The sequence below is a fragment of the Facklamia languida CCUG 37842 genome, from assembly GCF_000245795.1.
Classification (GTDB): Bacteria; Bacillota; Bacilli; order Lactobacillales; family Aerococcaceae; genus Facklamia; species Facklamia languida.
This window is the reverse complement of the sequence record NZ_JH601133.1, coordinates 1,059,237-1,071,286: the sequence shown is the minus strand read 5'-3', so window position 1 is coordinate 1,071,286 and position 12,050 is coordinate 1,059,237. Positions and strand designations below refer to the sequence as shown.

At 44.3% G+C, this 12,050-nt stretch carries 9 protein-coding genes and 1 pseudogene; 1 reads left to right on the top strand and 9 read right to left on the bottom strand.

The features are described 5' to 3' along the window. Positions 1-601: 601 nt before the first annotated feature. The 5 genes and pseudogenes from HMPREF9708_RS07915 to HMPREF9708_RS04890 all read right to left on the bottom strand — a co-directional run. Positions 602-877, bottom strand: a pseudogene (locus tag HMPREF9708_RS07915) (transposase); the annotation flags it as partial. Positions 878-1,765: 888 nt separating this feature from the next. Next, positions 1,766-2,362, bottom strand: coding sequence for a hypothetical protein (locus HMPREF9708_RS04905; RefSeq protein WP_006309103.1), 597 nt, complete (start codon positions 2,360-2,362; stop codon positions 1,766-1,768). A gap of 166 nt (positions 2,363-2,528) precedes the next feature. Next, positions 2,529-2,804, bottom strand: a complete 276-nt coding sequence (locus tag HMPREF9708_RS08410; RefSeq protein ID WP_006309102.1) for a hypothetical protein — start codon at positions 2,802-2,804, stop codon at positions 2,529-2,531. 529 nt (positions 2,805-3,333) lie between these two features. Continuing rightward, positions 3,334-4,719 carry a 23S rRNA (uracil(1939)-C(5))-methyltransferase RlmD gene (rlmD, locus tag HMPREF9708_RS04895; protein ID WP_006309101.1) on the bottom strand — a complete coding sequence of 462 codons (1,386 nt, stop codon included), beginning with the start codon at positions 4,717-4,719 and terminating at the stop codon, positions 3,334-3,336. A gap of 138 nt (positions 4,720-4,857) precedes the next feature. Next, entirely contained in the window at positions 4,858-6,246 is a 1,389-nt protein-coding gene (locus HMPREF9708_RS04890) for a L,D-transpeptidase family protein (protein WP_006309100.1), read from the bottom strand. Between the two features lie 274 nt (positions 6,247-6,520). Between HMPREF9708_RS04890 and HMPREF9708_RS04885 the strand changes: the two genes are divergently transcribed. Further along, entirely contained in the window at positions 6,521-7,546 is a 1,026-nt protein-coding gene (locus HMPREF9708_RS04885) for a glycosyltransferase family 4 protein (protein ID WP_006309099.1), read from the top strand. A 126-nt stretch (positions 7,547-7,672) separates the two neighbouring features. Here HMPREF9708_RS04885 and HMPREF9708_RS04880 read toward each other — a convergent pair whose 3' ends face one another. From HMPREF9708_RS04880 to HMPREF9708_RS08405, 4 genes are all read right to left on the bottom strand, one after another. Further along, on the bottom strand, positions 7,673-8,014 hold the full coding sequence (locus tag HMPREF9708_RS04880) for a hypothetical protein (RefSeq protein WP_006309098.1): 342 nt from the start codon (positions 8,012-8,014) through the stop codon (positions 7,673-7,675). Between the two features lie 8 nt (positions 8,015-8,022). Next, positions 8,023-8,871 carry an HAD family hydrolase gene (locus HMPREF9708_RS04875; RefSeq protein ID WP_006309097.1) on the bottom strand — a complete coding sequence of 283 codons (849 nt, stop codon included), beginning with the start codon at positions 8,869-8,871 and terminating at the stop codon, positions 8,023-8,025. 130 nt (positions 8,872-9,001) lie between these two features. Continuing rightward, a complete protein-coding gene (locus HMPREF9708_RS04870; protein ID WP_006309096.1) occupies positions 9,002-10,531 on the bottom strand; it encodes a helicase HerA-like domain-containing protein in 1,530 nt (509 codons plus the stop codon). Positions 10,532-10,799: 268 nt separating this feature from the next. Beyond that, a partial coding sequence (locus tag HMPREF9708_RS08405; protein WP_006309095.1) for a SpaA isopeptide-forming pilin-related protein occupies positions 10,800-12,050 on the bottom strand: 1,251 nt, incomplete at its 5' end.

Here is a 12,050-nt window from a genome sequence, read left to right as displayed (position 1 = left end):
TCTAAACTTAGTCTTCGCTTGCGCTCGACTTCGTTAAGACAGCGCATGTCTCCACATGTGTCGGGTATAAAGTATGGATACATAGGGGTATGCCGAATAGGGAGTTTACATATAAATTTAAAATAATAATGAAGGAGATCACTTAACAGCTATATAGATAGGTCATAAAATCAAAACATACATTTTCCCAAACCTTATAACTGGCGAGCTCAATCCGTTAATTGCCAGTTATTGAAAAAACTGTTATCAAACATTGAGATACTGGTACTAGTTCTTAGCTGTGCTATTTATAAACATCTCCGCGATAACCGATATCAAAGATAGTTAATATTCCACCTTTATGGTTATATATAACTCTAATAGTCCCTATACGTAGTCGATAGAGGACATATCCCTTCAATTTTTTGGTGTCGCCTGCAGGAAGTGCCTCAATAGCTTCCTTAATTCCCAGTTGAGTTTGCTTGATTTGCTTAACTAAAAATTTTAGAGATAACTCCTTAAGTGCTCTCTCTACATCAGAATGAGTTTCCAGTAAGGCTTTAATTTGTTATAGAATCCTGGTATCTTTGTAACGAATTCGGTTTATTTATTGAACACGGTATCAATTGAGTTCTCGATTCAGAGATTGAACAAGATGAAAAGGATCGATTAAGACGTTGGCATGGGGAAACCAGCGTTTGGCGAACTCCATATACGGTTCATACATATCCACGGTAATGGTTTCAACTTGACGACGATATTGCACATCAAAGCGACTGAAATAAGCATTTAAAGACCCTTTTCGATGGTCTTCCACGACATTCACTAATTGATGAGAGAGGGCATCGCAACAGATAAAGCTCATGGCACCTTTTGCAGAAGCGTCACTCTTAAATTCATCAAAACAGAGATTTTGAGGTAAGACCCATCGAGGGACGCTGAGACAGTGTTAAGGCGACTTGATTGAAGACGCATCACACGGTCTGGACGGAAACGGAAAAATCTTGGGCGATATCTTTCTCACTCATTACACGGTCCGCTCGATTCATGATAAGATGTTTGACTTGATTGGCGATAAAACAATGTTTATCAATCAGTGAAGTTGCTGCTGAAAAGGTTCGTTGACAATGGCAACTTAAAAACGTTATTTATTAAGGATTAAATAGGCGGTTAATCCGGATACCGGAGCTAAAGTAATCCGTGAGGAACGGGTTTCATTGATAACAATCCAATCACCCTGATTGATACATCAACAATGCTCACAAGTCTCAGGGACATGGGTTAATAAACCATGATAGAATAGGCTCTGACGACCTTTGAATTCCGTGACTTCAACAAGATTTGGATCCATATGAATACTAAGGTCTTTTATTTGCAAGGTTTTTAAGATAAAAATGATTCATGCATAGATGCTCCTTTGTTAGGTTGTGGTGACTTTAATATAGTGAACATTTACTTCTTTGTGAATAGAAAGATGCGGTTGATGAACGAACATCAACCGCATTTATTATAGAACCTATATTTTCAACTCTAACTTTAGGGGCACATCATTTAAGGGGGTTCATTTGGTTTAATTTTTACCTGTTATTTATTAAATAAACAGTTAACAAAAACTAGCTATCTTTTTTATTTTTGTTCTCTAAATATTTACTAACGATGAAAGAAGATGATGTCATAGCTATGACAATCCACCATTTAAATTCTATATTAGCTAGCAGTGTTAATACATACACCACCGTTAAAGTTAATAAGTTATAACCTACTAATTTTATTAAGTCTTTGCTCATTAAAAATTAATCCTTCCATTGTTAGGAATAGCATCGTTTTCGTCCCATAATTGAGCTAAATAGGTACCTGGTGATAGTAAATTCATTGCAAAATCTAATACAACATCATTCACAACCCAGCTTCCTAAATATTTTGCAATTGCTGAACGTATGGCACTTTTTGCTGCGTGTTTGCCTTTTACTTTTATTAAATTGGCTAGGGTAGCTGTACTTCCTCCTAGAGCTAATGCAATAGCAGTATCTAGGGCCGCTCCCATTTGATCTACAGTTATACCTTGCCATGATGATCTAGTTTGAGCCTGAGACGATGTATATTCTGTTTGTAACGAGTAATCACCTTGAAGTTGTTTGTATATTACTTCTATAATCCACTCTTTAGAAACACTAGGGTGTAATGCTTGAATTTCATTAGCAAGGGAGTTAATTTCTACCTCTGTTAATGAAAGAGATGTAGGCTCTACGATTTCAACTTCAGTGTATTCTTGTGTTTGTTGTTCATTTTCACTAGCGTAAACAGTTGTAATATTAGGAAATATAGAAGCACTTAGAAGCATTATAGCGAAAGATAACGAAATGATTTTAAGCTTTTGATTCATAATTTCTCCTTTTTTTAATGTTTATTTGTTTACTGTACAATGTGCTTGAATAATATAATCGATTTAGCCCTAACTTTTCTATTTAAATTAAAAAATGTTCCCCCCTACAATCGTAGCTTAAAAAAAATTTATCTTGTTGTCAAATGTCATTAAGATCGCTTTATAGTTAATAAGTTATTAGGTTATAAACAAAGTGTAAAATTATTTTGTGTAAACCTTTTATCGAATCTACTCTACTAATATCGATAGATATAACAGCATCATAGCAATCTATAGTTTGAAATAAAGCAGCCTTTTCATCTAAACCAATTGCCTTTGGCCCTCCCCCTCTACAAATTAAGAAAGCAATTTCTTCAAGACTGGTTGCATCAATAGCTGAAATATTTTTTCCTTCTAGTAAATCTTTAAGTGAAAATCTCTCCAGTCGAATCCTTTGACTCATATAAGCTCATTGGTTGCATTAACACCCTAGATATTCTTTCCGTCCCTGTGTGCATAGTTTCATCAAATTCATTAGGCACCGCTGAATCTGTTAATATAAATTGACCAAATTCATCCCGATTATCCACTTCATAACGGCTTTTTTGTCATTAAATTGTATCAAGTTGCCAGTTATCATTTTTCCACCTTATCACACCAATCGACCTGTTTCCCCAGACGTACCTCTATTTTTTTTTCGGTAAATCACCTTCCAGGTCACAATTTCTATCTCTCAAGCCAAAAACGAGGTGTCTAGACATCTATCATATGCCTAGGAACCCCGTTATTTTACGTTTTGTTACTTATTTTTTTCAATCAATACTACGCACTCAGCGGTTCGCTGTCTCGAATCATTTCGTAGTTTCACTCCTCATTCTTCGACAGCTATCGCACAGGTCTCCGTAATTGCTTACTTCGTCACTTCGTTCCTTGACAAGTGGGACATAAGGAAGCTCTGCTCCTACCGTCGCAGACCGACTGCGCGTCTAAACTTAGTCTTCGCTTGCGCTCGACTTCGTTAAGACAGCGCATGTCTCCACATGTGTCGTCTGAGGGAAGAGGTCGAAGGGTTGGATGGTCTGAACCTGATAACCGGCATCCGCAAAGTGGCGGCAGTCGCGCGCCAGGGTGGCGGGATTGCAGGAGACATAGACGATTCGATCCGGGGCCAGGTCGATCAGGGTTTGGATAAAGTCCGGATCGAGGCCTTTGCGGGGAGGATCGACGACTGCGACATCGAAGTGAATACCTTGAGCCTGCCATTGGGGCAGGATCACCTCAGCCTTGCCTGCTTCAAAGTGAACATTGTTCAATTGGTTTAAGTGGGCATTCTGCTTGGCCATTTCAATCGCTTCTGGAACAACTTCCATGGCATAGACTTGACCGGCTTTTTGTGCCAAGACCAAAGAGAGGGTCCCGATGCCACAGTAGGCATCTAAGACCGTTTCGTCACCTGAGAGGTCTGCTTGGTCTAGGGCCCATTGGTAGACCCTTTCGGCTTGTGGGGTATTGACTTGATAGAAGGATTGAGCTGAGATCTTGAAAGTCAACCCTAGCATCTGGTCTTGATAGAAGTCTTGGCCCCAGAGACAGTGAGTCTCCTGACCTAGAATTCGATTGGTCTTCTGGGTATTAATATTTTGCATGAGGGAAACCATTGCGGGAATCTCTTGGTGCAGGGCCGCAACCAGTTGGTCTTGCCGCGGAATATCTCGGCCATTCGTCACCAAAACAACCATCACTTGACCACTATAATGGCCGCGCTTGACAATGATATGACGGATGAGACCGGTATGGTGATCTTCATCATAAGCTGGGATGGATAAAGTCCGTAGGACATCCCGGATCTTAAGGATGGCCTGGTCAATGTCGGGGTCTTGGATGTAATAATCTTCGACAGGAATCAGTTGATGGCTGTTCTTACGGTAAAAGCCCGTCTCCAGTTGGCCATCAATCATTTGAACGGGGATCTGAGCCTTATTGCGGTATTGCCATGGCTCGTCCATCCCCAGAATCGCATTCACTTGAACTTGGTTGAAATGACCAATACGCTGGAAGGCATTCTGGACCTGTCGCTTCTTAAAGGCTAGCTGGCCCGGATAGGATAGGTGCTGCAAGGTCATGGTGCCCGTCAGCCGACCTTTGTCATCCTTCATCTCAACCCGGTCAGGACTTTCATCCAAGATTTTAATTAGCTTGCCGTAGCCGAACTTACGTCCGATTTTGATCGCTTTAAATTCAATTCTTTCTCCAGGTAAGGCTCCTTCGATAAAGAAGGGGTAGTCTTCTATTTTAACCACGCCTAAGCCTTCATGGGTCAGATCTAGGACCTGACCCGTCAACTCTTGATTCTTCTGAAATAGTGGGACATCTTTCATGGGCTTTCTCCTTCTCTTGTTCACACAGGGTTCATTTAACAAGACCGCTCATTCTTTCAAGCTAATGGCGGTCTACTCTCATCACAAAAAAACTAACAGTCGAGCCGCTTTCCTTGCTCCAACTGTTAGTGATTCAATCTAGAAAATGATCACGGGCGTTCCCACTTCAACCGTATTAAAGACTTGAGCCATCACATTGGTTGGGGTATTAATACAGCCGAGTGATCCATTAGATAGATACCAGTCCCCACCGAAGGTCGGTTGCCAGGAAGCATCGTGGATCCCTTGCCCTACTGTATCAAAAGGCATCCAATACTTGACAGGGGTGGTATATTCCTTCTCATAGATCCAATTATAGCCCTTTAGTTTGGCATCTATTTCCTTATTCCAGATCGCGTAAGCACCCGGGATCGTATCGGCAATACCAGCCCGTCCGGATACAATCGGTGTGGAAATCACCATTTGGCCGTTCTGATAAACATACATCGTCTGATAGGTCAAGTCGACCTCAACATAAGTATCGCCAATCTCATTGCCTGGTAAGTCATAACCTGTCCCAATAATGGCGGGGTCACGTTCGACATCTTTCTGGGCATAAAGGTCGGCTACAATCTGCTTGGCTTCCGTCTCACGGTCAATGGACCAGCCTAAGGTTCCAGGCTGAACGGTGACAGTTCCCTGATTGGTTGACTGGAATTGGCGAGGATTTAGATAAGAGGCATACTTCTCATTGTAGGTCTTAAGAAATTCACTGACCAGGGTCTCATCATAGACAATTTCATTGTTCTCGTCGAAATAGACCCACTTGGCGATCTCTTCCTTTGGAATGACTTCCTTGTGGTCTTTAATGGTTAGGGTGATCTTAGTAGACAGCGCTTCTTCGACCTCTTGGTAAATCGCTTGTAAGTCCTCATCCTGACTGGTCACTTTGGGTTGGCTATAATAATCGCTCAACTCTAATTGACTATCTTCATGCGAGAGTTCTTGATAGAAACCTGCCATTAATTCCGCCAGGTCAATCTGGTTACCGGTCTCTTCTTCTGCTAACTCATAACCCTTGCCCTCTTGGTAATCAAGCTGGGCATCTTTAGGGGCCGTCCGATTAGTATTATCCACGCCCAAGGCTTTTAAGCGTTCGGTGAGTAATTTATGGTCCATCTCAACACCCGAAAGAAGCGACGCATCATAAGTATCCCCTTGGAAATAATAGAATAACCAATGGTTAGGGTTTTGCGACTTATAGACCTTCTCAATGACTCCCTTATTGGTTAAGACGGGATCGAGGTCTTTTAATTCAATGGTCCCAATCGATTTGCCATTCTCGTTCAATGTCACCTTATGGTCTAGCATCTCTTCTTCAATTAATTCTTCCGCTTGAACCAGTGTCAAATTGCTGACATCGACATTGGCAATCTTGGTATTTGCTTGAAAACGATTGGCATAATAACCAATCCCAAAGGCATATGCCCCCAGCACCAACAGTGTCAAGACAAATAAGACCGTCAACCCTTTCATAAATCTCCGCATGATTGCCCGCACTCCTTTCACTCTAACCTATTCTAACATGAATCTGTGAATTTTCTATTACGAATTCATTAAAACCTTGGTTTGATTGTCCGCTTATTAGACCCTGCTAGAATATAAGCAACTTTGCCTGAGACTACCTACCTGTCAACGGGCCACAAGACCTACCTGCCACTTTAAGACCCCTTGATTTATTCACCTTGAATTAGGTAGAATGGTTAAGGAGCCATTTGGCTAATCAGGCCAGCGATCAATGAGATAGGAAGTAGGCGATGTAGTGCGAGTTTTACTCTATTCTGAACATTTAGAGCAAATTAAACATTCTGGATTGGGCAAGGCCATTCGACACCAGCAACAAGCTTTGACTTATGCCCAAGTGGACTATACCTTGGACCCTGAGGATTCCTTTGATCTACTCCATATCAACACCTATTTTCCACGGTCCTTTTTCTTTGCCTTAAAGTGCCGGTTGAAGGGCATTCCGATTGTTTTTCACGCCCATTCAACAATGGAAGACTTCCGTAATTCCTTCAAGTTATCGAATTTCTTTGCCCCCTTCTTCAAGTGGTGGCTAGTCGCTTGCTACCGTTTAGGGGATGTCATTATCACACCCACCCCCTACTCTAAGCAGATTCTCGATGCTTATCCGATCAATCGGCCCATCCATGCCATTTCAAATGGCATCGACCTGTCCCAATTCCAGGGCGGTGATCCTGACCAGATGCGACAAGACTTCCGGTCCACCTACCATTATCAGGACCAGGACTTCATTGTCATGGGCATTGGCCTTTACCTAAAGCGAAAGGGAATTCTTGATTTTGTCGAATTGGCCAAGGCCATGCCGCATATTCAATTTATCTGGTTCGGGGAGTTAGACCTACGCTTCGTTCCCGATCAAGTCAAAGAAGCCGTAACGACCAAGTTAGATAACCTCAAATTTGCAGGCTATGTCCCTAATGAAGTCATTCGGCAAGCCTTGATTGCCACAGACCTCTACATCTTTCCCACCTATGAAGAGACAGAAGGCATTCCAGCCATCGAAGCAGCTGCCAGCCGTGCCGACTTTATTGTGCGAGATATCCCAGTCTTCCAAGATTGGTTGGAAGATGGACGTAACGTCTATAAAGCGCAAGACATAGAAGACTTCAAAGAAAAAATCCAAGCCCTATATGATAAGAAGCTGCCTTCTTTAGCGGACCAAGCTTATTCAATTGCTGAAGAACGCGACCTGCCTGCCATCGGCCAGCAGCTCAAGGCGGTCTACCAGGAGGCCTGGCAAATAAAAAAAGGCCTCAACTCATAACGCATCGCCAGACATTCCCTCAAAACAAATCGAACCCCCGGTCATAGCGTCGGGCTCTCCCTCTTAGCTGACTCTTGCTTATCCAGTCAGCCTTGAGGGCAGTCCATCGCTAGGCGGGGGCTTTTTTTATTCGTCGTCTGGTTCAAACTTGACCAAGAACTTGGCCAATTGGTCCTTATCACGGGCCTTTTGGGCTTGTGAGATATTCTGTGGGTTCAAATAGAAGCGAAAGAGAACCGACTGGTCATCGTCATAAACTACAATCGCCTCACCTTCTTCAAGGTCTGGTTGTCGGTCCACACTCGGATACTTCTCGCGCCAATAATCGAGGGCATCCTGGGCAACTGCTTCACGTAGAGTTTGGTACATCTCCGCCTGGTTAGCCGGAATGAGGTAAGCATCCACTTGCACAAGGTCTTCTTGACGGTCCTGACCGCGCTTTTGTTTAGAATTCTTCTGTTTAGCCATCGGTCATCCTATTCCTTGACAGTGCGCTTATCTTGCAGGAAGTCTAGGTTACCGGTCGCGATGTAGCGCTCTAAGACTCCGAGAACCGCTTGGTCGTTATTGTTACCAATCTTAAACCGGCACTGCATCTCCAGATCCTTATCCGCATTCTCCATGGCAATACTGTAATAAGCATGACCCATCATACTCTCATCGTTGAGCGAGTCGCCAAAGGCCATGGTCGCTTCACTTGGAATCTGGTACTGGTCCTGGATGAATTGAACAGCACTTCCCTTACCGCCTTGACTATTATAGACATCAACCCAGCCATCGCCTGAAGTAACAGCGGTCACATTATCATACCGCTCGTTAATAATTCGAACAAGGACCTTGTTCTTATCTAGGGAATCATCTGTTGCGATCGCAATCTTAGTTACAACGGAGTCTTCTGGTAATTCCGAGAAGAGGGGAATATATTGGACATCCGTATTGTACTTCTTAATAAAGTCAAAGTGGTCTCCCGACTGCTTACGGAAATAACTCGCATCCCCCAAGCTGAGCGCAGGATAGTAGCCCTCAAACTCATCTAGGAAGTCAATTATTTGCGTAAAGTCCTTGTATTCAATCCCGATCTTCTTCAAGGGTTTTTCATCTTTGACAATATAATTACCATTATCACAGCCAAAGTATAATTCTGAGCGAATCTCACTTGAGAAGTAGTCACTAATCTTGTGGTAAGAATTACCCGTGATAATCGCCACAATGACACCTTGTTGGCGAAGCTTTAACAAGGCCTTATTAAAGCGCTCAACATCATAAGTCTTATCCTTGCGAAGTAGTGTCTCATCTAGATCGATCGCAATGAGTTTCAAATTCATCGTATAAAGTTCTCCTTTGGTCAACCATTTCATTTTGTCATTTATGTAATATTACTATACCACGACTTTTATAAGAATAAAAATAAATCACAAAATTTGATGAAAGGAAGGGGTTCCATACCCTTTATTTCTATTTCTTAAACATACCTGTGATCGACCGTGTAATTGTGCGGCCAATCTCACGCCCCACCTGGCTCATCAGATTCTTGGTGAACCGGTCCAGGTTACTGTCGGTCCGGCGTGACGTCGGCTGCTTCTTCTTAACTTCCTTAGCGAGAGCGGCTTCAAGTTCCTTGATCCGTTGGTTGGCATCTGAATCGGGTTCGATCGTTACTTCCGCTTGGGCTTGATCCGCCTGGTCAATCATCTCGGCTTGGGTAGCTGCCATGGCCTGTTCCAATTGTTCGTGGGCCGACTCCCGGTCAACGGGTTCCAGATACTTGGTTAAGAGGTTGGATTGATTGATCACCTTCAACTTAACTTGCGGATCAATCAGGCCGCGCTTACTCATTGGCGGATAGATCATCACTTCTTGGGCAACACTTGGGACCCCGGCCGGATCGAGGGTGGAAACGACTGCACAACCAGTAGCTAATTCCTGGATGGTCTTGGCTAGGTCGATTGGATGGTCTTCGCTCTGGCGGAAGGTCTCACTCACGGCCTTCACGACCTTTAATTCTTTAGGAGTATAGGCTCTTAAGCCATGTTGAATTCGATTACCTAGCTGAGAGCTCACCTTATCTGGGATATCTAAAGGATTCTGAGTCACAAAGAAGACCCCCACTCCCTTAGAGCGGATCAGGCGGACAATCAGTTCAATCTTATCCACTAAAACTTTGGGGCTATCTTCAAATAAGACATGGGCTTCATCAAAGAAGAAGACTAACTTGGGTTGGTCCAGATCTCCCACTTCGGGCAATTCTTCATAGAGTTCACCGAGTAAGGCCAAAAGAACCGTCGCATAAAGGGTTGGTGTCTGATAGAGCTTAGTGGCATTGAGGATGTTGATGATCCCCCTACCGGATTCATCCTGCTGCATCAAGTCTTGAATCTCAAAGCTGGGTTCGCCGAAGAAGGCATGGCCTCCTTCTTGCTCAAGAACGACAATGCTGCGCAGAATGACCCCGATAGAGGCGGTTGAAATGGTACCGTAGCTATCCTTCAACTCCTTGGCATGTTCCCCCACATAGTTTAAGAGGGCCCGCAGGTCGGTCAAGTCGATCAAGAGGAGGCCTTGTTCATCCGCAATGGAGAAGACGACATTCAAGATGCTCGTCTGAGTCTCATTAAGACCCAATAACTTCGCGATTAATAAGGGACCCATTTCAGATACAGTGGTCCGCAGTGGCACCCCATCCACACCCAGGGCGTCAAAGATTTCGATGGGGAAGGATTGGTTCTCAAAGTCTTGATAGTGAGTCGCTTGTAGTCGTTCAGCTAAGCCTTCGGTATCCCCTATTTGTGCCAGTGAAGCGAGGTCCCCCTTAACATCTGAGAGAAAGACGGGGATGCCTGCTTGACTCAATAATTCGGCAATCACCTTAAGGCTCATTGTCTTACCCGTCCCAGTTGCGCCAGCAATTAGCCCATGTCGGTTCAATTGGCTGAGCGTCAAACTGACAGGCTGGTCACCATAACCGAAGATAAATGATTGTTCCATGCTCAATTTCTCCTTATCGCTTGGTTTAATAATGCTATTAAGCTAATTGTAGCATAGATCCGCACCAGCAGCACCTATCAAAAGCTATTAGGCCTGTCATTTATGAGCCCACCCTCTTGCCTGGCCAAGGACTAGAAATACGGGGCATTCATCGCCTGAAATAAGAGTCACGAGGTCTGCATCAAGGCTTTATTGTCTACTTCCACTGGTTTGACTCCTCTTTCCCCACAGAAAAAAGGAGCAGGACTCCCTGCTCCTTGAGAAGGTCTTACCGCCATTTTTTGATCACAAGGTAGGATCCCCCTAGTAGGAAGACGCCGGCTAGGACTAACCAGATTGAGGAAGTCCGCTCTCCTGTTAGAGGTAAGCCACTTTGTTTGTCTTCAGCCTTGCGTTGGTCGGTCGACTTTTTGACCACCACGGATGATTTATTTTCTTGACTGGTCGTAGAGGTCGCTTCTGTTGTTTGATTCGTTTGGGAAGAATCGTTGCCATAGACTACTGCCAGTTGTCCAGGTTGGGCATTATTCTTAACCGTTGCCACTTGTTTATTGACCGTTACGGGTAGGTTTTCGACCTGATTGCCATTCACCTTAAGAACTTGAATTTGTGAATTAACGGACCGAATCGGCAATTGAACCTCCGATCCATCGGCCAATTCAACTGGATTTCCGGCTTGGTCCTGGGGAGCTACTTGGTACAGATCCAAGTCTTTACCTTGAAGAGCCTGCGGACGGTCTTCTGGCTTCAAGTCGACTTTTTGGATGGTGACTTTCTTGACTTTCTTGGCATCCGATTGGGTGATGTAAAGGACACCCTTTGAATCCCGGTCTTTGACCGAGTGGTCCAGACTCGGTTTGGGCGCAGAAGGTTCAGTTGTGGTGGATTGGATGGTAATCGTTGGTTGGTCGCCCGAGGTCTGAGTGGTCGTGGTCGGTTCAGATGTCGTGGATTGGGTCGTAGTGGTTGGTTCAGCTGTTGTCGTCGTGGATTGGGTCGTTGTAGTTGGCTCTGCGGTTGTGGTCGTTGACTGAGTCGTTGTGGTTGGCTCTGCGGTCGTGGTCGTTGACTGAGTCGTTGTGGTTGGCTCTGCGGTCGTGGTCGTTGACTGAGTCGTTGTGGTTGGCTCCGCGGTCGTGGTTGTTGACTGGGTCGTTGTTCTTTCTGCTACTTGGATTTGGAAGATGGTCTCTTCGTCTGCTTCAAGCGTCACCTCTAGGTCTTGGTCCTGCCATTCGTAACCTGTTGGCAGAGACTTGATTCGAACGGGATAGGTTCCAACTGGTAAGTCTTTGACCTTGGCTAAACCATCTGCTTGGGTCGTGACTTCTTCCTGGTTCACTTCTAATACGGCTCCTTCGATCCCTTGGCCGTCTTCCGTCACTAACTGCAGGGTTAAGTCACCGACTGGGTTTGGGGCTTGGAAGGTCAGGTCTTGGGTCTGACTTTGACCAGAGGCTAAGCTAACTTGGCCGGTCCGAGTCCCTTGGTAGTCTTCTTCAAGGTCCACCACTTCATA